The following is a 26884-nucleotide window of genomic DNA, read 5'->3' on the forward strand; positions in this document are numbered from 1 at the left end:
TCCAGTTGCCGAGTTGAGGAGGTTCCGCGACAGCACGATCAGCTCTGCCGCTGTTGGTCGGTCAGGCGCGGGGCCGTGGCGGAGAGGCCTTCCAGGGTGGTGGAGCCGGGGAGGCGGAGGGTGAACTCGGCGCCGCCCTGGGCGGAGCGACCGGCGGTGACGCTGCCGCCGTGCCGGTGGACGGCCTGGGCGACGATGGAGAGGCCGAGGCCGGTGCCGGGAGTGTTCCGGGAGGTGTCGGAGCGGTAGAAGCGGTCGAAGACGTAGGGCAGGTCCTCTTCGGCGATGCCAGGACCCTGGTCGGCGACGCGCAGCCGGTCGCCCTCGAGCTGGACCCGGATGGTGCCGCCGGGCGGGCTCCACTTGACCGCGTTGTCGAGCAGGTTGGTCACGGCCCGCTCCAGGTTGTCGGCCTCGCCGATCACGTAGAACGGGTTCAGCTCGACGTCGAAGGTCAGGCCCGGGCCGCGCCGCCGGACCCGGTCCAGGGCGGCGTTGACGACGTCGCGGAAGTCGATCGGCTCCGGCGCCGGCTTCACCCGGTCCTCCCGGGCCAGCTGCACCAGGTCGCCGATCAGCGAGGTGAACTCGACCAGCTGCGCCGAGACGTCGTGCAGGATCTCCTCGCGGTCCTCGGGCCGCAGCATCCCGGTCTCGACGTCGGACACCAGTAGTTCGATGTTGGTGCGCAGGCTGGTCAGCGGGGTCCGCAGTTCATGGCCGGTGTCGGCGATCAACTGCCGCTGCCGCTCCCGCGAGGACGCCAGCGACCGCAGCATCCGGTTGAACGACTCGGCCAGCCGGGTCAGCTCGTCGTCGCCGGAGGTGACCTCGATCGGCTTCAGCTCGTCGGTCGCGGTGACCCGTTCGACGGCCCTGGTCAGCGCCCGTACCGGACGCAGGCTGGACCGGGCGATCGCGGCTCCGGCGGCGGCCGAGATGATCACGCCCGCGCCGCCGAAGATGATCAGGACCAGCCAGAGCGAGCTGAGCGCGTCCTGGGTCGGCTGCAGCGGGCGCCCGAGCACCAGGGCGTACGAGGGCAGCCCGCGGACCGGCACCGCAACGATCCGGTACGACTCGCCGTCGGTGGTCATGCCGGTCCGGGCCGACGGCTCGGTCTGCAGCCGGGCGACGGCAAGCTCCTTCGGCCCCAGGATCAGATGGGTGCCCTGGTCCGGCACGTAGTAGATCTCGCCGTCGGCCCGGATCGCCGCGACCGACATGCCGCCGGCGCGCAACCCGACCTCGGTCAGTCCGCCGAGCCGGCTGATGTCGCGGGAGACCGAGCCGGTCAGGTCGTCCGCGATGGCGGTCAGCTCGGCGTCCATCGCCCGATAGAGCGAGAACCTGATCGTGACGTAGCCGGCGACGCTGGTCACCGCGACGGCCAGCGCCACGGCGACCGAGGTCAGATAGGCGACCCGGCTGCGCAGCGGAAGCTTCCGCCACTTCCGCCTCAGCGGGCTGACCATGAGCCCACCATGATCACGGCGGCGTCTCGCGGAGCACGTACCCGACGCCGCGGACGGTGTGGATCAGTCGCGGCTCGCCCTCGGCCTCGGTCTTGCGGCGCAGGTAGCCGATGTAGACCTCGAGCGAGTTGGCGGTGGTCGGGAAGTCGAAGCCCCACACCTCGTTGAGCAGCCAGCTGCGCTCGAGCACCCGCCGCGGATGCTCCAGGAACGCCTGCAGCAGGGCGAACTCGGTCCGGGTCAGGGTGATCGGGCGGGCGCCGCGCAGCACCTCCCGGGTGTGGGTGTTGAGGATCAGATCGGAGAAGGTCAGGCTCTGCTTCGACGGATCGCTGGACTCCGCAGTCGTACCGGCTCGGCGGACCAGGGCCCGCAGCCGGGCCAGCAGCTCGTCCAGCGCGAACGGCTTGACCATGTAGTCGTCGGCGCCGGCGTCGAGGCCGTCCACCCGGTCGCCGACGGCGTCCCGCGCGGTGAGGACGAGGATGGGTACGTCGTTGCCGGCGGCTCGGAGCATCTGGGTCGCTTCCAGCCCGTCCACCCGCGGCATCATGACGTCCATGATCACGGCGTCCGGCCGGACGGCGGCGAGCCGGGCCATCGCCTCGGCACCGTCCCCGGCCGTGCTGACCTCGTACCCGTTGTAGCTGAGCGAGCGCTTCAGCGAGTCTCGGACGGCCTGATCGTCGTCGACAACAAGGATGTGCATGCCCCAAGCATCCCAACCGCCACCACCTCACCCACGCACGGGTTCTCGCGGCGTGTCGAGCGGCTGGCAGGATCGCGGAGATGGACGTCCTCGAATCCCTTGCGGTACGGATCCGGGCGCTGCCCGGGCCGCGTTCCCTGGTCGCCCTGGACGGGCCGGACGCGGCCGGCAAGACCACTCTGGCGGACGCTCTGGCGGACCGGCTCGGAGACCGGGTGTCGCGGCTCTCCGGTGACGACTTCCACCACCCGGCCGAGCGCCGCCGGGCCCGCGGCCTGACCCCGGAGGCCTATCTCGAGGACACCTTCGACGTCGCCGCGCTGGCCGCCTCCCTGCGCGGCTTCGCCGCCGGGCAGCCGTACCTCCTCGCGGGCATCCACGACCTGGACACCGACGAACCGTGCAGAACCGAGCTCCCGGTGCCGCCGCGGAGCATCCTGATCGTCGACGGCGTGTTCCTGCTCCGGCCGGAGCTGGCGCCGTTGTGGGACCTGGCCGTCTATCTGCACGTCTCGGAGCAGACCACCCTGGAGCGGGCGGTCCGGCGCGACCTTGATCGTTTCGGCGACGCGGCCGAGGTGGAGCGGCGCTATCGCCGGAAGTACCTGCCCGGGCAGGCCCTCTATCGCGCGCGGCACGCCCCGCAGTCGCAGGCCGACCTGGTGATCGACATGACGGAGCCCGGCCGACCCAAGATCAACAGGACGCCGGGTGACCTGTGATGGCCCGTCGGCCGCCATCCCGACTTCCCAGCACTTCCTGTCGCTTTACCCCAGAAGCTTCTCGAGTAAAGCGCCAGTTTTTCACGTTAACGTGAAAAACTTGGGGCCAGAGTGACGACCCCCGGCCCAAGTTGATCAAGGGGTCAGGGGGCGGGTGATCGCGCGGATCAGCAGGTGCAGCGGGCGTAGGTCGGGGCGGCTCTCGTCCAGGGCGGCGAGCAGGTGCGCGTGCTGGTGGGCGGCCGCGCACAGCGTCACCGCGTCGTCCAGGTCGATCGTGAACTCCTGGCCGACGCTGTGCAGCAGGTCGTTGATCAACACCCGGAACCGGGCCAGGCATTCGTCCTTGTACGTCGCGTACTGCCGGCCGACGCTGCGGTGCCGGGCCGCGTAGAGCATCAGCTCCTGGTTGATGAAGATCAACTCCGGGTCCGGCCGGGCGGCGCCCTGCAGTACGTCGAGGGCGGCCGCGATCAGGTCGTCGATCGACTGGTCCCGGTCCAACGGCAGGTCGGCGATCTGCTCCAGCGCCGCGTACTGCTCCTCGACCTGGCGCTTCAGCAGCGCGAGCACCAGCTCGTCCTTGCCGCCGAAGTTGGAGTAGAAGGCGCCGCGGGTGAAGCCTGCCTCCTCGGAGATCTCCTCCACCGAGGCGCCGATGATGCCGCGCGCGGCGAAGACGCGGACGGCGGCGGCCATCAGCTTCTCCTGCGTCTGGGCACGCCGGGCTGACGGCTGCGTGCCTGCCTCGGTCATGCTGCGGTCCCCTTTGTCGTCAGACCGGACCCTACCGGCTGTGGTGCTGATCACGGGTCTGCGAGATTTGCATACACTTCTGTATTGGATACATTACTGTATCGAATCTGTCTGGCGGCTCGGTCGGGGGTACTCATGTCGTCCTTGCTGTATCGGCTCGGCCGGTACGCGGTCCGCCGGCGCATCGCGATGCTGCTGGCCTGGCTCGCCGTGCTGGCCGCCGTCGGCGGGATGGCCGGCCTGCTCGGTCGCTCGTTCGACGACGCCTTCACCCTTCCGGGTACGGAATCGCAGGCGGCCCTGGATTCGCTGTCCCGGACCTTTCCCGAGGTGAGCGGCTCGGCCGCCCGGATCATCGTCGTCGCGCCGGACGGCGCGTCGGTCCGCGACCCGGCCGTTCGGGATGCGGTGGCGGACAGCATCGACCGGATCGAGGATCTCGACCTGGTGAAGGCCGTCGCGTCGCCGTACGACAAGAACATCGACGGTGCCATCGCCGACGACGACAGCGCGGCGATCGTGTCGGTGCAGTTGGAGGGTGCGGCGGCGACCATTCCGGAGAACATCCGGGAGGCGCTCCGGCACGAGGCCGACACGATCGCGGCGGCGGTGCCGGGCTCGACCACCTCGATCGGCGGCGAGGTGTTCAGCGAGAACATCCCCAAGCTCACCATCACCGAGGGCATCGGCGTGGTGATCGCGCTGATCGTGCTCTTCTTCACGCTCGGCTCGCTGCGGGCCGCCGGGATGCCGCTGCTCACCGCCCTGCTCGGGGTCGGGATCACGATGGCGTTGATCTTCGCGTCGACCGGGCTGGGCACCGTGTCGTCGACGACGCCGATGCTGGCGCTGATGCTCGGCCTGGCTGTGGGGATCGACTACGCGTTGTTCATCCTGGCCCGGCACCGTGATCAGCTCGCGGCCGGGATGGCCGTCGAGGAGTCGATCGCCCGCTCGGTCGCGACCGCCGGCTCGGCCGTCGTCTTCGCCGGCATCACGGTGATGATCGCGTTGGTCGGCCTGGCGGTGGCCCAGATCCCGTTCCTCACCGTGATGGGCGTCGCCGCGGCGATCGGCGTCGCGATCGCCGTCGCCGTGGCGCTGACCCTGCTGCCGGCCCTGGTCGGCTTCGCCGGCGAGGCACTGCGACCCAAGCCCCGCAAGCCGCGGAGGAACAAGGCCCCGCGCGCGGAGCGGACCCCGCTCGGCACCCGCTGGGTCCGGCTGGTCACCAAGGTCCCGGTGATCACCGTCGTGATCGTCATCGCCGGGTTGGCCGTGATGTCCTTCCCGGCCAAGGATCTCCGGCTCGCGCTGCCCAGTGACGGGGCCGGCGCGCCGGGGGCTCCGGCCCGGGTCACGTACGACCTGATCAGTGATCATTTCGGCCCCGGTCACAACGGCCCCCTGATCGTCTCGACCACGATCGTCACCTCCGACGACCCGCTCGGCGTGATGGACGGGATCGCCGACGAGCTGCGCGACCTGCCCGGTGTCGCCGAGATCCCGCTCGCCACACCGAACCAGAACGCCGAGGTCGGCATCGTCCAGGTGATCCCGGAGACGGCGCCGGACAGCGACGAGACCAAGGACCTGGTGCTCCGGATCCGGGCCCTCAAAGATCATTTCGAGGAGAAGTACGGGGTGACGATCGCGGTCACCGGCTACACCGCGGTGGCGATCGACGTCTCGGACCGGCTCGGGAATGCCCTGCTGCCGTTCGGTGTGCTCGTGGTCGGGCTGTCGCTGGTGCTGCTGACGATCGTGTTCCGGTCGATCGCGGTGCCGATCAAGGCGACCGTCGGCTACCTGCTCAGCGTCGGCGCCTCGTTCGGGGCGACGGCTGCCGTGTTCCACTGGGGCTGGCTGTCCGGGCCGCTGAACGTGCACCAGACCGGTCCGGTGATCAGCTTCCTGCCGATCATCCTGATGGGCATCCTGTTCGGGCTGGCGATGGACTACGAGGTCTTCCTGGTCTCCCGGATCCGGGAGGACTATGTGCACGGTGGCGATGCCCGGGCCGCGATCGGGACCGGTTTCTCGGCCTCGGCGAAGGTGGTGACCGCCGCCGCGGTGATCATGTTCGCCGTCTTCGCCGCGTTCGTCCCGGAGGGCGAGGGAGCGATCAAGGCGATCGCGTTCGGGCTCGCGGTCGGCGTGTTCGTCGACGCGTTCCTGGTCCGGATGACCCTGGTGCCGGCCGTGCTGGCGCTGCTCGGCAAGGCGGCCTGGTGGCTGCCGAAGTGGCTGGACCGGCGGCTGCCGACGTTCGACGTCGAGGGCGAGGGACTGGCCCACCAGCTGGCGCTGGCCGACTGGCCGGCTCCCGGCGATGATCATCTCGTCTATGCCGAAGGGGTACGGGTCGGCGGCGGCACCGAGCCGGTCTCGGTGGCGGTCCGGCCGGGCGACGTGTTGATCATGGACGGCCCGGACGAGCGCTCCCGGCGGAGTCTGCTGCTCACGCTGGCCGGGCGGATGCGGCTGACCGAGGGCCTGGTCAAGGTGGCCGGGCTGGTGCTGCCGAGCCAGGCCGGTGAGCTGCGCTCGCGTACCGCTGTGGTGGCGGGCGACTGGGACGCCGCCACGGTCGACGAGGCGGTCCGCAGCAAGGCCTCGTTGATCTTCGTCGACGGCGAGGGTACGGCCGCCGGGCGGGACCGGCTGGCCGCGCAGCTCGACGCACTCCGCGAACTCGGCCGCGCCGTGGTCTGGTCGGTGCCGGACCGGGAGCGGATCGATGATGTGGTCGGCGGACCGTACAGCTATCTCACGCTCGGCCGGGCGCACGACCTGGCCGACGCGCACCACGGATGATCAAGGACTCCTCATGCTGAAGCTTGAACGCGCCCGCTCCGGGAACCCGGTCGGCCCGATCGCGATCATCGGACTGATCCTGATCCCGTTGATCATCGCCGGCGGAATGCTGCTGGCCACCTGGCAGTCCGACACCCGGCTCGGCCGGGTCCAGGCGGCGATCGTCAACCAGGACGAGGCTGTGGAGCTGAACGGTCAGCTCGTCCCCTTGGGCCGACAGTTGGCCGGAGCGTTGGTCGAGGGCGACCCCGACGACGCGTCCGCGCCCAACTTCGATTGGGTGCTGAGCGACGAGTCCGACGCGGCGGACGGCCTGGCCAGCGGCCGGTACGCGGCCGTGGTGACGATCCCGGAGTCCTTCTCGGCCGACGCGACCTCGTATGCGGCCAACGACGCCGACAAGGCCCGCTCGGCAACGCTGGAGGTGCAGACCTCGCAGGTCTCGGGGATCGCCGACCCGGTTGTCGGCCAGGCCATCGCGGCGGCCGCCCAGACCGCGGTGAACAAGCAGCTCACCGAGGAGTACCTGAAGAACATCTACGTCGGCTTCAACGACACCGGGAAGCAGTTCAAGGAGGTGGCCGACGGCGCCGGCAAGCTCGCCGACGGCGCCGGTGAGCTGGCCAAGGGCCTGCACCAGACCTCCGACGGCACCGAGCAACTGGCCGGCGGACTGGCTCAGCTGGACACCGGCGCGAAGGGCCTGGCCGGCGGCGTTCGTGATCTTGACCAGGGTGTCGGGAAGTTCGCCGACGGCGCCGGCGAACTGGCCCGGCAGACCCGCGACCTGCCCGGCCAGGTCGGCCAGCTGGCCGACGGCGCCCGGCAGTCGGCCAAGGGTGCCGGTGAGCTGGCCGACGGCACGGCGAAGACGGCCGACGGTACGGAGCAGTTGGCGAAGGGGATCCGGCAATCGGCCAAGGGCGCCGGCGACCTGGCCAAGGGTGCCGACGCAACGGCGGGAGGCACCGAGGAACTGGCCAAGGGCGCCCGCAGGTCGGCCGCCGGCGCGCGCGAACTGGCGAAGGGCGCCGAGAAGTCGGGCGAGGGCGCGGTGAAGCTCGGCAAGGGCGCGGACGAACTTCGTCGCGGCGCCGCGCAGAACGCCGGCGGAGTTGCGGAGTACACCAAGGGCGTGGCTGGTCTGAATACCGGGCTCAAAGGCTACAAGGCCGGCATGGAGGAGCTCGCCAAGAAGGGCATCACGTGCCCACCCGAGATTCCGAAGCCGTCCTGCCCGGTCTTCCTGGCAGGCTTCAAGGCCGGAGCGGGAGCCGCGGTCGAGGGGCTGGAGCGCGAGGATGGCGACCACCCGAGCCTGATGCAGCTGTCCGCGTCGCTGGCCGCCGGCGGTGGCGAACTGGCGACGGCTGCGCAGGGGTTGAGCGACGGCATCGCTGAACTGGTCGACGGTGTCGGCGAGTTTGTCGGAGGACTGCAGCAACTGGCCGCCGGCAATCAGAAGCTCGCCGGCGGTCTTGATCAACTCGCCGTCGGCGGTGATCAACTCGCGAAGGGTTCCACGCAGGTGGCCGGCGGGACCAAGGCACTCGCGGGCGGTCTTGATCAACTGGCCGACGGTGGTGATCAACTGGCCGACGGGACCGGGCAACTGGCGACCGGCACGAAGCAGCTGGCCGGCGGGCTTGATCAACTCGCGGACGGGACCGGGCAGTTGGCGGACGGGATGCCCGCCTTGTCCAAGGGGATCGGACAGCTCGCTGATGGCGCAGCCGACCTGAAGACCGGCACGGCTCAGCTGAGTGACGGCGCCGGGCAACTGGCTGACGGGACCGGGCAGTCCGCCTCGGGGGCGGCGGACCTGAACAAGGGCGTCGGGCAGTTGGCCGACGGCGGTGATCAACTGGCCGACGGCACCACGAAGCTTGCCGAGGGGCTGGCCGAGGGCGCCGAGAAGCTGCCCAGTTACACCAAGGCCGACCGGACGGCGCTGGCCGACGTGGTCTCGACGCCGGTCACCTCGGAGCGGCCGGACCAGGCGTTCGCGGACAGCGCGACGACCACCTTCCTCGCCGTCTTCGCGCTCTGGATCGGCGCCCTGGCGACGTACCTGATCGTGCAGGCGGTCAGCTCACGGGTGCTCACCTCGATGAAGTCCTCGCTCCGGATCGCGCTCGAGGGCTGGCTGCCCGGCGTGATCATCGCGGCCGTCCAGTCGGTCGTGCTGGCGGTCATGCTCCAGGTGCTGCTCGAGCTCTCGGCCGGCCAGACCGTGGGCCTGATCGGCTTCACCCTGCTCGGCGGCCTGACCTTCGTCGCGGTGAACCACGCCCTGGTCGCCTGGTTCGGCGGGGTCGGCCGGTTCGTCTCGGTGATCATGGTCGTGCTGGCCACCGCCGGTGCCATCACGGCCGCGGTGCCCGCCGTCTTCGACGTGATCCGGCCCCTGCTGCCGCTCACCCCGGCCCTGGACGGGATGCGCGCGATCGTCACCGACGGACCGGGCGTCAGCTCGGCCATCCTGTCCCTGCTGGCCTGGCTGATCGTGGGTCTGGGCGCGGGTCTGCTGGCCGTGGCACGGCGCCGGATCCTGCAGCCGCTCGCCGCGAGCCCCGCCTGACCTCCTACCGCCCCCAACCCGCTGACCGGGCACAAAAGCAGCCGTTTCGACGGCGTGTCACCGCACATGTGCCCGGTCGACGGGTGGCGCGAGCGTCGTCACGTGGGCGGGCGACAGGTGGCCGGGCGAAGGGGATCGGGCGACCGGTGGGCTGCTTGGCTGTCGCGATTTCTCTTGACGTCAGCCACATCTTGCCGCTGCCACGCGGCAACGGCCCGTCCGCAGTGAAATCGTGACAGCGGATCGCGCGCTCGACCCGGATGGTCGTGCGAGGGCGGCGTCACGACCCGGCCGTACGGGTCGGGTCGGTGCAACCCACGGCCGGGTCTGACCGGCCCAGGGTTCCACGGTGTGGGACTGGCGCGACCCGGAACGAGGTGGGTGACGTACCTTCAGGTTGAGCACGGGAGTCCGGTGAGCCGGGCTGAGAGGGAGTACTCGAACTCCGACCGTTGAACCTGATCTGGGTCATGCCAGCGCAGGAAGCGAACTTGGGTGGGGCAGCGTGCCCCGGTCCCCGTGCCGACGAGAAGGCAAGGGGGACCCTATGACCAAGATCATCGACGACCCGATGCGGTTCGGCGTCGGGGCTCGGGTGACCGTGGCGGTGATGACCGACCGGTACGTCGACGTCATCACGACCGCCTTACAGACAACGGATCCGGGCGACCTCGTGGTCCGAACCGGCGATGTCAGCACCTATCTCGGTGGCAGCGAGAGCGAGCTGCTGCGCTACCTGACCGACCTCGCCGCCGCCATCGCCGCGACCGGCGAGCACGCCTCGGTGACGGTGCACCTGTCCCGCGGCTGCCCGGGCGAGGTGGTCTGCGACCTGCCGGGCGGGGCGGGGCCGCGCCCGGTCGACGTACCGGAAGGCAGAGAGACCGGGCGCTTCGCCGCGGCCGAGTGGGCGCTCTATCCGCTGGCCGACGACGTCCGGGCCGGGGTCGAGCCGGACCACATGCGCGACATCTATGCGGCGATCGAGCTGGCCAAGGCCAACGGGACGTTCCGGGCGTCGGAGCACTTCGTGACCCGGCTGGAGGGCGACCTCGGCACGGTGCTGGCCACGGTCTTCGCCGGCTGGGTGATGGTCGGCCGCAGCGTCCAGCACGTCACCAGCCACCTGACCGTCTCACTGAACAGCCCGTCCCATGGCTGACCGGGCCAAGATCAACAAGAGGCTGCCGCTGCGCGACATCGTCCTGATGGTGATGCTCGGCGTGGTCTTCGGCTTCCTCTACTGGGCGTTGGTGCAGGCCTGGAACCTGCTCGCGGTCGCGATGGGGCCGGCCGGTGATCTTGCTCAGCATCTGCTGCTCGGCGGCTGGCTGCTGGTCGCGCCGATCGCGCTGGCGATCATCCGGCGCCCGTTCGTCGGGATCATCGCCGAGGTGATCGCCTCGATCGTCGAGGTGGTCTTCCTCGGCTCGCCGGTCGGCCCGCTGCTGGTGGTCGCGGCGGCGCTGCAGGGTGCCGGCAGCGAGCTGCCGTTCGCGATCACCCGCTATCGGCGGTTCAATTGGCTGACGTACGCGCTCTCCGGGCTGCTCGGCGCCGGGCTGGTGTTCGTCTTCTCGGCGTTCCGGTACGCCTGGTTCGGCCAGGACATCCTGCTGCTCCGGCTCGGCCTGCAACTCGCCTCCGGTCTGGTGCTCGGCGGCCTGCTGGCCAAGATCATCGTCGACGCGCTGCTCCGGACCGGCGTCCTGGACCAGTTCGCAATCGTCCGCGAGGCAGGCCGTGCCCGCTGAACCGGCCGTCCACGCCGCCGGGCTGACCGCGCGCTACCCCGGCGGCGGTCGGCTCGGTCCGATCGACCTCGTCGTCCGACCGGGCGAGTACGTCCTCGTGCTGGGCCCGTCCGGGTCCGGCAAGTCGACGCTGCTCCGGCTGCTGCACGGCGCGGTACCGCAGGCGATCGACGCCGAGGTCGCCGGCGAGCTCCGGGTGGCCGGCCGGCGGGTCGCCGACCACGAGATCGCCGACCTGGCCGATCGGGTCGGCGTCGTGGCGCAGGACCCGGAGTCCGGGGTCTGCTTGTCCGGCGTGACCGACGAGGTCGCCTTCCCGCTGGAGAACCTGGCCGTCGACCCCGCCGCGATCGGCCCGGCCGTCAGCACCGCGCTGGACCGGGCGGACGCCCGCCGGCTCGCGGACCGCGACACCGGCCAGTTGTCCGGCGGTGAACTGCAGCGGGTCGCGCTGGCCGCCGCGATCGCCGCCGAGCCGCGGCTGTTGCTGCTCGACGAGCCGACCTCGATGCTCGACACGGCCGGCGTCGACGCGGTCCGGACCGCGATCGCGACCGCCCGCCGCGGCACCGGCGCGGCCTGCGTGCTGGTCGAGCACCGGCTGGACGAGCTGACCGGCGAGGGCTTCGACCTGCCGGACCGGTGGATCGTGATCGACCGGGACGGCCTGGTCCGGCACGACGGTCCGCCCGCCGATCTTGGTACGGAAGCCCTGCGCGACCTGGTCGAGCAGGGCTGCTGGCTGCCGATCGACCTGGAGCTCCGGGCCGCCTTCGACAGGCCCGGCGGGCTCGACGATCCCGCCGTCGTCGACGCCCTGCTGCGCCTCGCACCAACGGTCCCTGAGCCTGTCGAAGGGCCGAGCCCGATGGCATCATCCTTGCCCTTCGACGAGCTCAGGGATCGAAGCCAGGCGCTCAGGGCTCGAAACCTGGCGGTGGGCCGGGGCGGACGCGCGGTGCTGGACGGGCTCGAGTTCGAGGTACGGTCCGGCGAGGTGACCGCTCTGGTCGGGGCCAACGGGACCGGCAAGTCGACGCTGCTGCGTTGCCTGGCCGGCCTGGAACGCCCGCTGTCGGGCACGGTCGAGGGACCGCGGCCGGGGTTGGTGTTCCAGAACCCGGAGCACCAGTTCGCCGCCGCCACGGTCGCCGACGAACTCGCCTTCGGCCTGCCGCCGACGAGCCTGCCGCGGGTCCGCCGGCTGCTCCGACGGTTCGGGCTGGCCGAGCTCGCCGACCGCAACCCGTACCGGCTCTCCGGCGGTCAGCAGCGCCGGGTCAGCCTGGCCGCGATGCTGCTGCACCAGCGCCCGTACCTGCTCGCCGACGAGCCCGGCTTCGGACTGGACCGGCCGGCGACGATCACCATGCTGCGCACGCTCGCCGAGACGGCGGCGGCCGGCCACGGCGTCCTGTTCTCCAGTCACGACCTGCGTGCCGTCGCCGGGTACGCCGACCGGGTGCTGGTGCTCGGCCACGGCGCCCTGCTCGCCGACACGACACCGCTGCGGCTCCTCCGCGACCAAGCCCTGCTCGCCGAGGCAGGACTGCGAGCCCCGCGCCTGCTGCGCCGGCTCGCCGCCGAGCCGATCGACGAGGCCACGCTCCGGTCGATCCTCGCCGGGCTCGACGCGGCCGCGCTGCGAGAGCCGGTGAGCCGATGACGAGCGTGCTCGGCCGCCGCAACCCGGCGGTCAAGGTCGCGTTGCTGTTCGCCGTCTCGGTCGTGACGTTGTTCCTGACCGACCCGTACCCGCTGCTCGTCCTGTACGGCAGCGCACTCGCCGCGATCCGGCTCGGAGCCCGGGTCCGGTGGCGGACCCTGCTCACGGCGCAACTGCCCTTCCTGGCCTTCGGCGTCGGCCTGGTCGCGATCAACGCGCTCAGCCGGCCCGGCCGGGATCTGCTGCCCGACCTGCCGGTCCGGATCACCGCCGAGGGCGTCACGTTCGGTGTCGCCCTCGCCCTGCGCGGCCTGGTGATCGGCGTGCTGACCATCGGCTTCCTGGCCTCGACACCGCCGCGCGACCTGATGGTCAGCCTGGTCCGGCAGGCCCGGCTCAGCCCGCGTTACGCGTACGCGATCCTGGCCGGACACCGCATGCTGCAGGCCATGCCGAACCGCTGGGCGACCATTCGGGCCGCCCAGGCGGTGCGTGGACCGGTTCGCCGCAACGGCCGGCCGCGCTTCGGCCCGCGCCAGTTCGGCCGTGCGGCGTTCGCGCTGCTGGTGGCATCGATCCGTTGCGCGGAACGGACCGCGCTGGCCCTGGAGACCCGCGGCCTCGGCGACGGACCCAGGACGGTCTGGCGGCCGGTCCCGTTCGGGCCGGCCGACCTGGTCCTGGCCGCCGCCGTTGCCGTGGCGGTCGCCCTGGTCCTGATCGGCGACGCGGTGATCCGCTAGCTGCTGAGCCGGAGCCGACTGGCGCCGAACTCCGACAGGGCCGCCGGGAAGGATGTCGGGCTGAGATAGCTCGTCCGCGACAGCTCCAGCGCGAAGCCGCCGACGGAGCGATAGAACTCACCGCGGTACGGCAGCACGACGATCTCGTGCAGCCCGCGCCGCCAGGCCGAGGCCAACTCCGCGACGAACCGGTTCTCCGGCCGCTCGCGGGCGGCCCGGCTGCGGTCGGCGTCGATCAGCGTCTCCTTCCAGGAGGCGAAGGCCTCCCGGTCGAAGTACGCACCGCGCTCCATCGGCCACAACGGCGGCTTCCCGATCCGGGTGAACAACCCCTGCAGGGTGCCCGTGTTGCGGCAGGTGTCCCGGCGGCTCCGCCAGGCCCACAGGTCACGCCAGCCCTGCTCCCAGGCGGCGTCCCACTCGGCCCGCTGGAGCCGGGAAAGGTGCCGGACACTGGGCGGCGGATCGGGCTCGAGCTCCGGAATCGGCGTCGAGGACCGGAGCCCGTACGAGGCCCGGAAGAACAGGTACTGCAACAAGAATTCATCGTCGACCGTGGTGGCGATCTTCATCTCGCTCGGCCACGGATCCTGCCAGGCAAGTGCCTGGGCGTCGGCAAACCGCATGTGGTCCCTACCCCTTAATTCGACCAACGCTGTTCCCCGAGCTCCGCCCATCTTGCGCCAGATCCACCCCTGAGGGGAAGATCCTGCGTCAACTCTGTGGGCGGTGACAAAGCCAGAGCACTCCGTTGCCGAACCGGCGCTCGTCGATCAGCTCGAGTTCCAGCCGGGCTCCGTCGGGGAAGAACCGGTTGCCGCCGCCGACGATCACCGGGCAGACCAGCTGGTGGATCTCGTCCACCAGCCCGGCCTTGAGCGCGGCACCGGCGAGAGTGGGGCCGTCGACGGACAGGTCGCGGTCGGAGGACTCCTTCAGCTGCCGTACCGCCTCGGGGTCGAAGGTCCGCTCGATCCGGGTGCGCCGGCTGGTCACCTCGGTCAGCGTGCTCGAGTAGACGATCTTGTCGGCCGCCTGCCAGACCTTGGCGTAGTCGATCACGACCTGCCGCTGGGCCGGATCCTGGTCGGCGGTCTCCCAGTAGACCATCGTCTCGTACATCCGGCGGCCGTAGAGGTAGGTGCCGAGGTCGGCGTACTGCTCGTTGACGAACGCGTGGATCTCCTCCTCGACGGCGTTCCAGCCGAACGCGCCGTCCGCGTCCTCGGTGTAGCCGTCGAGTGACGTGATCATCGAATAGATCAGCCGGCCCATCGGTCGTGTCCCTTCCTCCGAAACTGATTGCAATTTGCAAGCACGGACAACGGTAGGCTACGATGGTTGCATTGCGCAACTAGAAGGAGCGGATATGACCGAGGCACACCGTTCGGGTTGCCCGATCAACCTCTCACTCGAGGTTTTCGGCGACAAGTGGAGCCTGCTGGTGCTGCGCGACATGATCTTCGGCGGCCGCCGGCACTTCCGCGAACTGCTCACCGGGTCGGAGGAGGGGATCGCCTCCAACATCCTGGCCAGCCGGCTGAAGCGGCTCGTCGAGACGGGCATGCTGACCCGGTCGGACGATCCGACCCACAAGCAGAAGGCGATCTACAGCCTGACCGAGCGCTCGATCGAACTGATCCCGATCATGGCCACGCTCGGCACCTGGGGCACCAAGTGGCTCCCGGTCAGCGACGAGCTGTCGATCCGCGCGCGGTTGCTCACCGACGGCGGCCAGCCACTCTGGGATCGCTTCATGGAGGAACTGCGGGCCGAACATCTCGGCGCGGTGATCACGCCCGACCCCGAGGGCAAGACCGTCCGGCAGCGCCTGCAGGAGGCCTACCTCGACGTGGTCGCCGGCAAGACCGAGGCGCCCGCGCTCGCCTGATTCCGGGCCTGCCGGTTTTTCACGTTGCGTGAAAAACTGCCGCTTTACCACAGAAACCTCTCTGGTAAAGCGGCAGGAAACCTGGTGAAGTCCGACCCCGTTTCCGGGGTACGGGCTCAGCGAGCGGGTCGGGCTGCGACGAGGGAACGGGCCCGGTCGATGATCCCGGGCATCGCCGCCTCGATCGCGGTCAGCGTGTCCAGGAAGCCGGATTCGCTTCCGTACCAGGGATCCGGGACGCCCGAGCCCGGCTCGGCGGCCGGGTCGAAGTCGGTCAGCAGGGTGATCCGGTCGGCGTCGGGATCGATCCGGTGCAGGCGCTGGACGTGCAGGTCCTCCATCGCGATCACCAGATCGGCGCTGTCCAGCTCGGTCCGGTCGATCTGGTGCGCCACATGATCATCGGCGTGGTAGCCGTGTTGCCTCAGGGTGCGCGCCGCCCGCGGGTCCATCGGCTCGCCGAGCTCCTCGCTGCTGGTCGCCGCGCTGGTGAACTCGACGCCGGTCAGCCCGTCCCGTTCGGCGTACGCGACCGCGACGCGTTCGGCCATCGGGGAGCGGCAGATGTTGCCCCAGCAGACGAAGATCACCCGGACCGGATCGGGCTCAGCCACGCCGCGACTCGTTCTTGTCCTTGAGGAACGCGTTCAACAGGAAGCTGACGATCGAGACGATCAGGGCGCCGAGCACGGCCCACCAGAAGTTGTCCACGTGCCAGCCGAGGCCGACCAGGCCGGCGATCCAGGAGACCAGCAGCAGCATCACCGCGTTGATCACCAGCAGGAACAGGCCGAGCGTCAGCAGCACGATCGGCGACGTGAACAGCGTGAAGATCGGCTTCACCACCGCGTTCAGCACACCGAAGATCAGCGCGATGATCAACATCGAGATGACCTTGTCCGAGGTCGAGTCCGCCGTCAGTGAGATGCCGGGCAGCAACCAGGTCGCGATCGCCAGGGCCGCGGCGTTGGCCAGCAGCCGGAGAATCATCCTCATGCCTCGATCCTGGCACGGCTGGCCAAGATCGTCGCCGTGACGCGACGGTACGGTGGCTCGGGTGGACCGGGAATCGCAGGTACGGGAGCTGGCCGAGCAGGCGGTACGGGACGGACACGTCGGCGTGGTGGCCGGCGTCGTCGACGGTGACCGCCTGATCATCGAGGGTGCCGGCCGGATCGGCGGTGGCCGCGACGAGCCGCCGGACCGGCGGACCACGTTCCGGATCGCCTCGGTGAGCAAGCCGATCACCGCCACGCTGCTGGCCTGGGCCGTCGTCCGCGGCGAGGCCGATCTCGACCGGACCATCCGGGACGCACTGCCGGAGTGGGAGCTGCCGGCGGAGCCGTACGGGACGATCACGCTGGAACACCTGGCCACCCATCGGTCCGGCCTGCCGCACGGGCTGGCCGGCGGGATCGACGATCTGGCCGGCTACGTCCGGGGCCTGGCCGAACTGCGGCCGTCGGCCCGGCCCGGCGCCGAGTACGCGTACTCCAACCTCGGCGCCCAGCTGATCGGGATGGCGCTCACCGCCGGCACCCGGATCCCGTTCGGGGAACTGCTGCGCGCCGCCCTCGGCCCCATCCCGGGCACCGCCGCCATCGGCGATCAACTCGACGGCGCGCTGCTGGCGCCCGGCCACGATGTGGCCGGGGACCCGTGCGCGACGCCGGACCATCCGCTCGGTGTCGCGTCGGGCGGCCTGGTCGCGTCCGCCGAGGCGCTGCTCCACCTGGTCCGGGCGCACTGGACCGGCACCGGGGACGCCGAGGCCGACGCGGCGCTGAGGCTGACCACCGCACCGCGGGCGGACGCGTTCGGCGACAACCGGATCGGGCTGCTCTGGCATCTCGGCCCGGTCCCGGACGGCGACGGGCTCGAGGGCGTCTGGCACAACGGCTCACTGCCCGGCTACCGGAGCTTCCTCGGCTTCCGGCCGGACGCCCGGCTCGGCGCCGTGGTGCTCAGCAACACCTCGAAGTCGGTCGATCACCTCGGCGCCGAACTGCTCCGACCATGATCAGGAGTTCATGATCAGGCAGTTCATGATCAGGCTGGGAGCGCGGCCCGTTCGGCTCCGATCGTGGTGTCGTCGCCGTGCCCGGTCTTGACCACCGTCTCGTCCGGCAGCGCGAACAGCCGGTCCCGGATCGAGGCGACGATCGTGTCGTGGTCGCTGTAGGAGCGGCCGGTCGCGCCCGGTCCGCCCTGGAACAACGTGTCGCCGGTGAACACCACGCCCAGTTCCGGCGCATGGAAGCAGACCGCGCCCGGGGCATGGCCGGGCGTGTGCAGCACCATCAGCGTGGTGCCGGCGACCACGATCCGCTGGCCGTCGGCCAACTCGCCGTCGGGCTCGGAGTCGTGGGTCAGTCGCCAGACCACCAGATCGTCCGGATGCAGCAGGACCGGCGCCTCGAACCGCTCGCCCAGTTCCGGCGCGTACCGGACATGATCATCGTGCGCGTGGCTGCAGAGCACGGCCAGCACCCGGCGATCACCGATGACGGCGGCGATCGCGTCCACGTCGTGCGGCGCGTCGATCACCACGCATTCGCTGTCGTCGCCGATCACCCAGACGTTGTTGTCCACGTCGAAGGTCTGGCCGTCCAGCGAGAACGTACCGGAGGTGACGGCATGATCGATCCGGGCGGTCACCACACCACCACCGACCGCAGCACGTCGCCGTGGTGCATCTTCTCGAAGGCCGCCTCGATGCGATCGATCCCGATCTCCTCGGAGACGAACGCGTCGAGCGGCAGCCGGCCCTGGAGGTAGAGGTCGATCAGCATCGGGAAGTCCCGGTCCGGCAGACAGTCGCCGTACCAGCTGGACTTGAGCGACCCGCCGCGCCCGAACACGTCCAGCAGCGGCAGCTCCAGCTTCATCTCCGGCGTCGGCACGCCGACCAGCACCACGGTGCCGGCCAGATCACGCCCGTAGAACGCCTGCCGGTACGTCTCCGGCCGGCCCACCGCCTCGATCACCACGTCGGCGCCGAACCCGCCGGTCAGCTGCTGCAGTTGTTCCACCGGATCGCCCGCCGAGGAGTTGATCACGTCCGTCGCGCCGAGCTCCTTGGCCTTGGCCAGCTTCCGGTCGTCGATGTCGATCGCGATGATCTTGTTCGCGCCGGCCAGCCGAGCGCCGGCGATCGCGGCCGAGCCGACGCCGCCGCAGCCGATCACCGCGACCGAGTCGCCGCGGCCGACGTTGCCGGTGTTGATCGCCGCGCCGATGCCGGCCATGATCCCGCAGCCGAGCAGACCGGCCGCAGCCGGACGCGCCTTCGGGTCGACCTTGGTGCACTGCCCGGCGGCGACCAGCGTCTTGTCCGCGAACGCGCCGATGCCGAGCGCCGGCGACAGTTCGGTGCCGTCCTCGAGAGTCATCTTCTGGGTCGCGTTGAACGTCGCGAAGCAGTACCAGGGCCGGCCGCGCTTGCAGGCCCGGCAGGTGCCGCAGACGGCGCGCCAGTTCAAGATCACGTAGTCGCCCGGTTCAAGATCACGAACGCCTTCGCCGACCGCCTCGACGACGCCGGCGGCCTCGTGACCCAGCAGGTACGGAAAGTCCTCGCCGATCCCTCCCTCGCGATAGTGCAGATCCGTGTGGCAGACGCCGCAGGCGCTGATCTTGACCACCGCCTCGCCCGGGCCGGGGTCCGGGACGTTGATCGTGACGAGTTCGGTGGGTGCTCCCTTGGCACGGGCGATGACGCCCCTCACTTGCTGCGGCACAGCTGCTCCTCGCTGAACGTGATCTGGTCAGGCCAGCATCGTAACCAGCCGACTCCGCGTGCCGAAGGCCCCGAGTGGGTACGTCGGGCGCATGGAACGGACGGGGTGTGTGGTGGTCGGCGGCGGGCCGGGCGGGATGATGCTGGCCTATCTGCTGGCCCGGCACGGCATCGAGGTGACGCTGCTCGAGGCGCACCGGGATTTCGATCGGGACTTCCGCGGGGATTCGCTGCATCCGTACACGCTGGAGTTGCTTGATCAACTCGGGCTGGCCGACGACCTGCTCCGGTTGGATCACTTCCCGGCCCGCCGCTTCCGCATGCACACCCCGGCCGGGACGATCACGACGAGCGACTACGGCCGGCTGCCGAGCCGGTTCCCGTACGTGGCCCTGATGCCCCAGGCACGGTTCTTGGCCTTCCTCGCCGAGCGTGCCGCCGAACTGCCGTCGTTCCGGTTGATCACCGGCGCCCGGGTCCGCGAACTGATCACCGACGACGAGGACGTGGTGCGCGGTGTCGGCTGGCGGGAGGCCGGTGGCGAGCGGGCGCTGGGCGCCCGCCTCGTGGTGGCCACGGACGGCCGCAACTCGAAGCTGCGCCGGTTGTCCGGGCTGCCGCTGACCCGATTCGGCGTCGGCAGTGACCTGCTCTGGTTCCGACTGCCGCGGCGGCCCGACGATCCGCCCGAGGCCGACGTCGACCTCTACTTCGGGCGCGGCGGCTACGTCGGGCTGCTCGGCGGTGATCATGACTGGCAGCTCGGCTACTCGCTGCCGAAGGGCGGCTTCGCGGCGGCCCGGGCGGCGGGCGTCGAACCGATCCGCCGGTTCCTGCGGGAGTGGCTGGGCTGGCTCGGGGACCGGATCGACCTGCTCACCGACTTCAGCCAGATCACCCTGCTGTCGGTCGAGATCTCCCGGCTCGACCGGTGGCACCGGCCCGGTCTGCTGCTGCTCGGCGACGCCGCACACGTGATCTCGCCGGTCGGCGGCAACGGCATCCTGATGGCGATCCAGGACGCGGTCGCCGCGGCCAACCTGCTGAGCGGCCCGCTGCGGGACGGGGCCGATCCGATCCCGAGTCCGGTGCTGGCCGCCGTGCAGGAGTCGCGGCAGGCGGCGATCACGGCCGTACAGGCCCAGCAGGTCCGGATCGAGGCGCGCGCCCGACGAGCCCGGGAACGGGGCCGGCCGCTGGTGCCCGGCCGGCTGCTCCGGTTCGTGACCAGCCTTCCCGGCGTACGGACCCGGTCGGCCCGCGGCAACGCCTACGGCCCGAACCCACCCCGGCTGAGCCTGTCGGTCGACCCCGCTGTCACACTCCCCACCCCGGATCCGTCACAGTGAGCGACGGAGTCCGGGATCGAGGAGGACAGATGACCGACGGCGAAGCCGGCACCGGGCCGGGCCAGGATCTGCTGAGCGCAGCCTTCGAGGAGAACCGGACGCGGCTGCGCCAGGTGGCCTACCGGATCCTCGGCTCGGCCACCGACGCGGAGGACGCGGTACAGGAGGCGTGGCTGCGGCTCAGCCGTTCCGAGGCGGAGCGGATCGACAACCTGGGCGGCTGGCTGACCACGGTCGTCTCCCGGATCTGCCTCGACCAGTTGCGCTCGCGTACCGCCCGGCGGGAGGAGTCGCTGGACGTCCGGCCGATCGACCCGGCCGAGGACCTGGCGGCGGGTCCGGAGCAGCAGGCGGTCCAGGCCGACGCGATGGGCGCGGCCCTGATGGTCGTCCTGGACACGCTCGCCCCGGCCGAGCGGATGGCGTTCGTGCTGCATGACCTGTTCGGCGTCCCGTTCGACGAGATCGCCACCATCGTCGACAAGTCCCCGGCCGCGACCCGGCAGCTGGCCAGCCGGGCCCGGCGCCGAGTCCGTGGCGGACCGGCGGAGGAGCCGCCGGGCGCGGACGGGCGGCGGCACCAGGGCCGCGAGACCGAGGTCGTCGCCGCGTTCTTCGACGCCGCCCGGAACGCGAACTTCGACCGGCTGCTGGAACTCCTCGACCCGGACGTCGTGCTCCGCGCCGACGCCGCGGCCGTGCTCGCCGCGACCCGGTTCGGCGACCGCGGCGCACCCCGGATCGCCGCCGAGCTGCGCGGCTCCGAGGCCGTCGCGAACGCACTGTCCGGCACCGCTCAGGGCGCCCAGCTGGCCCTGGTCGACGGCTACATCGGCGCCACCTACGCGCCGGGCGGCCGGCCCGTCTCGGTCTTCGAGCTCACCGTGCGGAACGGGCGGATCACCGGCATCGAGCTGTACGCCGACCGCGACCTGGTCGACTCCTTCTCGATCGAGATCATCGACTGAGTTCGTCCGTCGCGCCGTAGGGTCCCCAGGTGACCGTCGAGGAGGAACTGCACGCGGCCGTGCTGGACCGGCTGCTGCCGGGCGGATCGGTGACGGGCGTGCGGCGGTTTCGCCGGCACCCGCTGCCGTTCCCGGTGGAGCTCACGCTGACCGGACCGGGTCGGAGGCTGGTCTGCGTGGCCAAGGCCTCAGCCGTGCCCGGCCAGCTGGCCGAGGAGGCGGCGGCGCTGCGGGCGCTGGCGGATCTCGACTTCCCGGCACCCCGGGTGCTGGCCGACCCGTACCCGGTCGAGACCGCGGACGGCCCGTTCGAGGTGCTGGCGATGAGCCGGCTGCCGGGCGAGGCGCTGCCGTGGATCGGAGTGAACGACCCTGCCGTCGCGGATCGGACCTGCCGGCTGCTGTTCGACGCGATCGACCGGTTGCACGAGCTGACGCCGCGGATCGCCGATCACCCGATCGTCGACCGGCTGGAGCACCGTACGCTGGACGCCGAACTCGCCGAGGCGGCCGACCGGGACGGACCGTGGGCCGGCACCCCGGTGGTTCGCGAGGCGGTGGCGGTCCTCCGCGACCGGATCCCCGAGCACCGGCTGCCGCTGGTCTTCTCCAACGGTGACTACAACCCGCTCAACGTGCTGGTGGACGACGCCGGCCGGGTCGGCTGGGTCGACTTCGAGTACGCCCGTCTGGAGGACCCGCTGATCGGCCTGCCCAAGTTCGGCTTCTGGGCCGACGACAGCGGCTGGTCCCTCGGGGCGCGGTCCGGTCTGGTCGAGCGCTTCCTGCACCGGCACCGGATCAGCCCGGCGACCTTCCAGGTTCGGGTCGCGCTGCGCGGCCTCACCCACCTGCACGACACCACGCCGGACGCGCCGCCCCGGCTCACCCTCGAGGCCGTACGGGACGCCACCGCCGCGCTCAGCTGATGCCGAGGGAGATGACCACGCGGGCCAGGATGAAGATGATCCCGTTGTTGACCGCGTGCGAGATCACGGCCGGCCAGATCGAGCCGCTCTTCTCGTACAGCCAGGCGTGCACCAGGCCCAGCAGGACGGCGGCGGGGAGCACGACGTTGATGCCGTGGGCGAGGCCGAAGACCAGCGAGCTGAGCACGGCGGCGAGGACGAAACCCCAGCGGCGCAGCCAGCCGTAGCCGATGCCGCGGAACAGAGCCTCCTCGCCGATCGGGGTCAGCACGGCGCCGAGGAGCAGCAGCAGCGCGAACTGGGCGAGCGAGCCGCCCATCGCGGTGTCGGCCAGGTTCTGCTGCGGGTTGCCCTGGTCGCCGGTGATCGCGACGTAGGCCAGGATGACGATCCGGTTGACCAGGAAGCCGGCCAGTCCGCAGCCGGCACCGATCAGCAGCCAGCGGCCGGCCGGCCGGACCAGCCCGAGCGCGGCCGCCGAGCGGATCCGCGGCAGCAGGGCGACCAACGCCGCGAGCCCCGCCGACACCGCGGCGACGAGGACCAGCACCAAGGTGGGACCCGGTGCGCCGCTGGTCAGCGCGTCGCCGCCGAATGCGGCCAAGATCACAAAGACGCCGCCGATCTGAATCGCGAAGTAGACCACCGCGCCGATCACGAATTCCGGCAGCCCGATCCGCCGTCCGGCGGCGTTGACACCGATGGTGATCTTGTTCTCCGGTTGCCGCTCGGCAGGCGGCGGCGACGCGTGGGCGGGCTGCTCGATCATGGCAGAACCCTACGGTGGCGTAGGAGTTCCCGATTGCTCGGATTGTGACGCTAATCACTGCAACATGATCTATCGGCGTACGTAATGAATGCCCCAGAGGTCGGGAATATTGTTTTGGATCGGGCACTTGCATGGGGTTGGATAGTTACCAGATTCGTACGTCTGCACGATCTTCTCTCACCGTTTGAGGACTCCTTTCATGTCTGCCGACATTTCGGCTCCCACGTCCTGCCCGCCCAACGAAGCTCCCGATTCAGCCGAGCCCGCGCAACGCACCGCACCGGTTGCGCCGCCGACTTCGCTGGATCGGCCGCCACTGATGGCGCCACCCCGACCCGGCAAGCTCAAGCGTGACGGCACGGTCCGTACCAGCCGGCTCTCTTCCCTGCTCCGCTTCGGCCCGTACCTGCGGCCCCACGTGTGGCGGTTCGTGGTCATGATCATCTTCGCGGTGCTCAGCGTCGCGGCGAGCATCGTGATCCCGCTGGTCACCCGCGCGGTGATCGACGGCCCGATCGCGCACAGCGACCGGACGGGTCTCTACACCCTCGGTGCCGCCGCGATGGCCATCGGCATCGTCGAGGCGCTGGTCGTCTTCGGCCGCCGCTGGGTGATCTCCAAGGGCACCCTGGCGACCGAGAACACGATCCGGACCGACCTGTACGCGAAGCTGCAGCGACTGCCGATGAGCTTCCACGACCGCTGGCAGTCCGGCCAGCTGCTGTCGCGGATCATGAACGACCTGTCGACCATCCGCAGGTTCCTCAACTTCGGCGCGATCTTCCTGATGATCAACATCGTCCAGATCGCCGTCGTGGTCGGGCTGCTGCTCAACATGTACTGGCCGCTCGGCCTGGTGGTGCTGGCGGCGATCGTCCCGATCACCGTGATGTGCCTGAAGAACGAGCGCGAACTCACCCGGCTGTCCCGCAAGATGCAGGACGAGACCGGCGACGTGGCGTCCTCGGTCGAGGAGAGCGCGCACGGTCTGCGGGTGATCAAGTCGTTCGGCCGCTCCGAGCACATGTTCGCGAAGTTCGACGGCAAGGCCGTCCAGCTGTTCGACACCACGTACCAGCGGATCCGGCTGCTGGCGAAGTTCCGTACCTTCCTGGAGATCGTGCCGAGCGTCACCGTGATCATCGTGCTCGGCCTGGGCGCCCTGGCGGCCGGCCGCGGCGAGGTCACGCTGGGCACCCTGGTCGCGTTCATCACCATGCTGCTGTCACTGGTCTGGCCGATCGCCGCGCTGGGTCTGCTGCTGTCGCAGACGCAGGAGGCGATGACGGCGGCCGACCGGATCGCGGAGATCTTCGACGCCGAGAACACGATCACCGACGGCCGGAAGTTGCTCACCGACGTCCGCGGCGAGATCCGCTTCGAGGGGGCCGCGTTCCGGTTCCCGGACGCCGACACCGACGTGCTGCACGACCTCAACCTGACCATCAAGCCGGGCGAGACCGTGGCCGTGGTCGGGGCGACCGGCTCCGGCAAGACGGCGCTGACCGCCCTGGTCCCGCGCCTGTACGACGTCACCGCCGGCCGGATCACCATCGACGGCGTCGACGTCCGCGACCTCAAGCTGGAGCAGGTCCGGTCCATCGTCGCCACCGCGTTCGAGGACCCGACCCTGTTCTCGATGTCCGCCCGGGAGAACCTCACCCTGGGCAACCCGGCGGCGAGCGAGGCCGAGATCACCCAGGCGATCGAGGTGGCCCAGGCCCACTTCGTGTACGACCTGCCGTGGGGCCTGAACACCCGGATCGGCGAGCAGGGGATGAGCCTGTCCGGCGGTCAGCGGCAGCGGCTCGCGCTGGCCCGGGCCGTGCTGGCCAAGCCCGGCGTGCTGGTGCTGGACGACACCCTGTCCGCGCTCGACGTGCACACCGAGGCCCTGGTCGAGGAGGCGCTGAAGCGGGTCCTGGTCGGCGTCACCGGCATCGTGGTCGCGCACCGCGCTTCCACCGTGCTGCTGGCCGACAAGGTGGCCCTGCTCAGCAACGGCACGATCAGCCACGTCGGTACGCACGCCCAGCTGCTCAAGACCGTGCCGGAGTACCGCGAGTTGCTCAGCGCGGACTTCGACACCGAGGAGGAGCTGGCCGAGCTGGACCTGCTCGAGCTCGAGGAGGCCCGCCGGTGACCGCCGTCCAGACCGAACCCCGGAACAAGAAGCTGGCCGTCGAGGACTGGCGCGGCGTCGGGGCCGAGGAGAACGAGGACGTCCAGGCACGTGGCAGCGTCTTCCTGAAGCGCCGCAGCCGCGCCCTGCTGGGCAGCCTGCTGAAGCCGTACCGCAAGTTCATCGTGATCTTGATCGCGGTCGTCCTGGTGGAGAACGCGGCCCGGCTGAGCATTCCGCGGCTGGTCCAGTTCGGGATCGACTTCGGGGTCCCGCCGCTGATGAACGGCGGCGTGGCCACCGAACTGCTCAAGGTGCTCGGGGTGATGCTCGGCGCCTTGATCATGCAGGGCTGTGCCCGCTGGTTCTTCCTGCGCAACTCCGGCCGGGTCGGCCAGGAGGTGCTGCTGGAGATCCGGCGCCGGCTGTATCGGCACTTCCAGAAGCTCGACGTGAAGTTCCATGATCGCTACACGTCCGGCCGGGTGATCTCCCGGCTGACCAACGACATCGACGCGATCATGGAACTGCTGGCCGGCGGTTTCGACGGCCTGGTCACCGCCGTGCTGACCCTGGTCGGCGTCGCGGTGCTGCTGCTGACGATGGACCTGCAGCTCGGCCTGATCTGCCTGATCGGGTTCCCGATCCTGATCGTGCTCGTGCGTTGGTTCTCGCGGCAGAGCCAGCTCACGTACCGGAAGGTCCGGGAGCACTCGGCGATGGTGATCGTCCACTTCATCGAGACGATGACCGGGATCCGCGCCGTCGAGTCGTACCGCCGCGAGCCGCGCAACCAGCAGATCTTCGAGGATCTGTCGGAGCGCTACCGCGACGCCAACCTGACCTCGTTCCGGCTGGTCGCGATCTTCCAGCCGGGGATCAAGCTGATCGGCAACATCACGATCGGCGGCGTCCTGCTGTACGGCGGCTACCGGGTGATCCAGGGCGACATGACGGTCGGCGTGCTGGCCGCGTTCCTGCTCTACCTGCGGATGTTCTTCGAGCCGATGCAGGAGATCAGCCAGTTCTACAACACGTTCCAGTCGGCCTCGTCGGCGCTGGAGAAGGCGTCCGGCGTGCTGGAGGAGGAGCCGGGTGTCCCGGAGCCGAAGAACCCGGTCCGGGTCCGCGACTCCAAGGGCGAACTGCACTTCGACAAGGTCACCTTCTCGTACGTGAAGGACCGGCCGGTGCTGCCCGACCTGGAACTGAAGATCCCGGCCGGACAGACGCTCGCCCTGGTCGGCACCACCGGCGCCGGCAAGACCACGATCGCCAAGCTGATGGCCCGCTTCTACGACCCGACCGAGGGCCGGGTCACGCTGGACGGCACCGACCTGCGCGAGATCGGCAACGACGACCTCCGGCAGTCGGTGGTGATGGTGACCCAGGAGAACTTCATGTTCGACGGTACGGTCGCCGACAACATCGCCTTCGGCAAGCCGTCGGCGAGCCGGGAGCAGGTCATCGAGGCGGCCAAGGCGGTCGGCGCGCACGAGTTCATCGCCGCGCTGCCGCAGGGCTACGACACCGACGTGGCCAAGCGGGGCTCCCGGCTGTCCGCCGGCCAGCGGCAGCTGGTCGCGTTCGCCCGGGCGTTCCTGGCCGACCCGGCGGTGTTGATCTTGGACGAGGCGACGTCGAGCCTGGACGTGCCGAGCGAACGGCTGGTCCAGCAGGCGCTGCAGACGATCCTCAAGGACCGGACCGCGGTGATCATCGCGCACCGGCTGAGCACGGTCGAGATCGCCGACCGGGTGCTGGTGCTGGAGCACGGCCGGATCCTGGAGGACGGCAGCCCGGCCCAGCTGATGGCGCAGCAGGACGGCCGTTACGCCGCCCTGCACGACGCCTGGGTCGAGTCGCTGGCCTGACCGGACGCGAACGTCGGGCG

At 70.5% G+C, this 26884-nt stretch carries 24 protein-coding genes and 1 riboswitch; of the genes, 14 read left to right on the top strand and 10 right to left on the bottom strand.

Features of this window, described 5'->3' with window-relative positions:
* Positions 1–38 precede the first annotated feature (38 nt).
* Positions 39–1475, bottom strand: coding sequence for a HAMP domain-containing sensor histidine kinase (locus AC6CCG_RS20995; protein ID WP_496656590.1), 1437 nt, complete (start codon positions 1473–1475; stop codon positions 39–41).
* A gap of 13 nt (positions 1476–1488) precedes the next feature.
* The gene (locus AC6CCG_RS21000) at positions 1489–2184 is read right to left on the bottom strand and encodes a response regulator transcription factor (RefSeq protein WP_496656591.1); all 696 of its coding nucleotides are present in this window, start codon (positions 2182–2184) and stop codon (positions 1489–1491) included.
* Positions 2185–2264: 80 nt separating this feature from the next.
* On the opposite strand from AC6CCG_RS21000, the gene AC6CCG_RS21005 reads away from it, so the two are divergent.
* A complete protein-coding gene (locus AC6CCG_RS21005) occupies positions 2265–2906 on the top strand; it encodes a nucleoside/nucleotide kinase family protein (RefSeq protein WP_496656592.1) in 642 nt (213 codons plus the stop codon).
* 135 nt (positions 2907–3041) lie between these two features.
* Here the strand turns inward: AC6CCG_RS21005 and AC6CCG_RS21010 are convergent, their stop codons facing one another.
* Positions 3042–3662 carry a TetR/AcrR family transcriptional regulator gene (locus AC6CCG_RS21010; protein ID WP_496656593.1) on the bottom strand — a complete coding sequence of 207 codons (621 nt, stop codon included), beginning with the start codon at positions 3660–3662 and terminating at the stop codon, positions 3042–3044.
* Positions 3663–3797: 135 nt separating this feature from the next.
* Here AC6CCG_RS21010 and AC6CCG_RS21015 point away from each other — a divergent pair, with 135 nt between their 5' ends.
* From AC6CCG_RS21015 to AC6CCG_RS21040, 6 genes are all read left to right on the top strand, one after another.
* Complete coding sequence (locus AC6CCG_RS21015; protein ID WP_496656594.1) at positions 3798–6479, top strand: MMPL family transporter; 2682 nt, start codon at positions 3798–3800, stop codon at positions 6477–6479.
* A gap of 13 nt (positions 6480–6492) precedes the next feature.
* Positions 6493–9060 carry a YhgE/Pip domain-containing protein gene (locus tag AC6CCG_RS21020; RefSeq protein WP_496656595.1) on the top strand — a complete coding sequence of 856 codons (2568 nt, stop codon included), beginning with the start codon at positions 6493–6495 and terminating at the stop codon, positions 9058–9060.
* Positions 9061–9453: 393 nt separating this feature from the next.
* Positions 9454–9562, top strand: a riboswitch (TPP riboswitch).
* A gap of 45 nt (positions 9563–9607) precedes the next feature.
* Positions 9608–10222 carry a YkoF family thiamine/hydroxymethylpyrimidine-binding protein gene (locus tag AC6CCG_RS21025; protein ID WP_496656596.1) on the top strand — a complete coding sequence of 205 codons (615 nt, stop codon included), beginning with the start codon at positions 9608–9610 and terminating at the stop codon, positions 10220–10222.
* Positions 10215–10814, top strand: coding sequence for an ECF transporter S component (locus tag AC6CCG_RS21030; protein ID WP_496656597.1), 600 nt, complete (start codon positions 10215–10217; stop codon positions 10812–10814). The genes AC6CCG_RS21025 and AC6CCG_RS21030 overlap by 8 nt, the downstream gene beginning before the upstream one ends.
* Complete coding sequence (locus AC6CCG_RS21035) at positions 10804–12480, top strand: ABC transporter ATP-binding protein (protein ID WP_496656598.1); 1677 nt, start codon at positions 10804–10806, stop codon at positions 12478–12480. The genes AC6CCG_RS21030 and AC6CCG_RS21035 overlap by 11 nt, the downstream gene beginning before the upstream one ends.
* A complete protein-coding gene (locus AC6CCG_RS21040; RefSeq protein WP_496656599.1) occupies positions 12477–13223 on the top strand; it encodes an energy-coupling factor transporter transmembrane component T family protein in 747 nt (248 codons plus the stop codon). The genes AC6CCG_RS21035 and AC6CCG_RS21040 overlap by 4 nt, the downstream gene beginning before the upstream one ends.
* Here AC6CCG_RS21040 and AC6CCG_RS21045 read toward each other — a convergent pair.
* Positions 13220–13849: a hypothetical protein gene (locus tag AC6CCG_RS21045; protein ID WP_496656600.1), complete on the bottom strand. Its 630-nt coding sequence runs from the start codon at positions 13847–13849 to the stop codon at positions 13220–13222. The genes AC6CCG_RS21040 and AC6CCG_RS21045 overlap by 4 nt on opposite strands.
* 88 nt (positions 13850–13937) lie before the next feature.
* Positions 13938–14498 carry a dihydrofolate reductase family protein gene (locus AC6CCG_RS21050; RefSeq protein ID WP_496656601.1) on the bottom strand — a complete coding sequence of 187 codons (561 nt, stop codon included), beginning with the start codon at positions 14496–14498 and terminating at the stop codon, positions 13938–13940.
* A gap of 94 nt (positions 14499–14592) precedes the next feature.
* Here AC6CCG_RS21050 and AC6CCG_RS21055 point away from each other — a divergent pair, with 94 nt between their 5' ends.
* Positions 14593–15114, top strand: a complete 522-nt coding sequence (locus tag AC6CCG_RS21055) for a winged helix-turn-helix transcriptional regulator (protein WP_496656602.1) — start codon at positions 14593–14595, stop codon at positions 15112–15114.
* 116 nt (positions 15115–15230) lie between these two features.
* Here the strand turns inward: AC6CCG_RS21055 and AC6CCG_RS21060 are convergent, their stop codons facing one another.
* Positions 15231–15728, bottom strand: a complete 498-nt coding sequence (locus AC6CCG_RS21060; protein ID WP_496656603.1) for a low molecular weight protein-tyrosine-phosphatase — start codon at positions 15726–15728, stop codon at positions 15231–15233.
* Complete coding sequence (locus AC6CCG_RS21065; RefSeq protein ID WP_496656604.1) at positions 15721–16110, bottom strand: phage holin family protein; 390 nt, start codon at positions 16108–16110, stop codon at positions 15721–15723. Before AC6CCG_RS21065 ends, AC6CCG_RS21060 begins: the two co-directional genes overlap by 8 nt.
* Before the next feature lie 61 nt (positions 16111–16171).
* Between AC6CCG_RS21065 and AC6CCG_RS21070 the strand changes: the two genes are divergently transcribed.
* Entirely contained in the window at positions 16172–17134 is a 963-nt protein-coding gene (locus tag AC6CCG_RS21070) for a serine hydrolase domain-containing protein (protein WP_496656605.1), read from the top strand.
* Positions 17135–17163: 29 nt separating this feature from the next.
* On the opposite strand, the gene AC6CCG_RS21075 is transcribed toward AC6CCG_RS21070, so the two are convergent.
* Positions 17164–17772, bottom strand: a complete 609-nt coding sequence (locus tag AC6CCG_RS21075; RefSeq protein WP_496656606.1) for an MBL fold metallo-hydrolase — start codon at positions 17770–17772, stop codon at positions 17164–17166.
* A complete protein-coding gene (locus AC6CCG_RS21080; protein ID WP_496656607.1) occupies positions 17769–18854 on the bottom strand; it encodes an S-(hydroxymethyl)mycothiol dehydrogenase in 1086 nt (361 codons plus the stop codon). Before AC6CCG_RS21080 ends, AC6CCG_RS21075 begins: the two co-directional genes overlap by 4 nt.
* A 91-nt stretch (positions 18855–18945) precedes the next feature.
* Here AC6CCG_RS21080 and AC6CCG_RS21085 point away from each other — a divergent pair, with 91 nt between their 5' ends.
* From AC6CCG_RS21085 to AC6CCG_RS21095, 3 genes are read left to right on the top strand one after another with little or no spacing between them, the layout of a single operon-like run.
* Positions 18946–20202 carry an FAD-dependent oxidoreductase gene (locus AC6CCG_RS21085; RefSeq protein ID WP_496656608.1) on the top strand — a complete coding sequence of 419 codons (1257 nt, stop codon included), beginning with the start codon at positions 18946–18948 and terminating at the stop codon, positions 20200–20202.
* A gap of 29 nt (positions 20203–20231) precedes the next feature.
* Positions 20232–21170: a sigma-70 family RNA polymerase sigma factor gene (locus AC6CCG_RS21090; RefSeq protein ID WP_496656609.1), complete on the top strand. Its 939-nt coding sequence runs from the start codon at positions 20232–20234 to the stop codon at positions 21168–21170.
* Between the two features lie 29 nt (positions 21171–21199).
* The gene (locus tag AC6CCG_RS21095; protein ID WP_496656610.1) at positions 21200–22099 is read left to right on the top strand and encodes a phosphotransferase family protein; all 900 of its coding nucleotides are present in this window, start codon (positions 21200–21202) and stop codon (positions 22097–22099) included.
* Here the strand turns inward: AC6CCG_RS21095 and AC6CCG_RS21100 are convergent.
* Positions 22092–22868: a CPBP family intramembrane glutamic endopeptidase gene (locus tag AC6CCG_RS21100; protein WP_496656611.1), complete on the bottom strand. Its 777-nt coding sequence runs from the start codon at positions 22866–22868 to the stop codon at positions 22092–22094. The genes AC6CCG_RS21095 and AC6CCG_RS21100 overlap by 8 nt on opposite strands.
* Before the next feature lie 319 nt (positions 22869–23187).
* On the opposite strand from AC6CCG_RS21100, the gene AC6CCG_RS21105 reads away from it, so the two are divergent.
* Both AC6CCG_RS21105 and AC6CCG_RS21110 read left to right on the top strand, forming a co-directional pair.
* The gene (locus AC6CCG_RS21105) at positions 23188–25011 is read left to right on the top strand and encodes an ABC transporter ATP-binding protein (RefSeq protein ID WP_496656612.1); all 1824 of its coding nucleotides are present in this window, start codon (positions 23188–23190) and stop codon (positions 25009–25011) included.
* Positions 25008–26864 carry an ABC transporter ATP-binding protein gene (locus AC6CCG_RS21110; RefSeq protein ID WP_496656613.1) on the top strand — a complete coding sequence of 619 codons (1857 nt, stop codon included), beginning with the start codon at positions 25008–25010 and terminating at the stop codon, positions 26862–26864. Before AC6CCG_RS21105 ends, AC6CCG_RS21110 begins: the two co-directional genes overlap by 4 nt.
* Positions 26865–26884: the final 20 nt, after the last annotated feature.

It is taken from the genome of Microlunatus sp. YIM B11417, assembly GCF_059617205.1.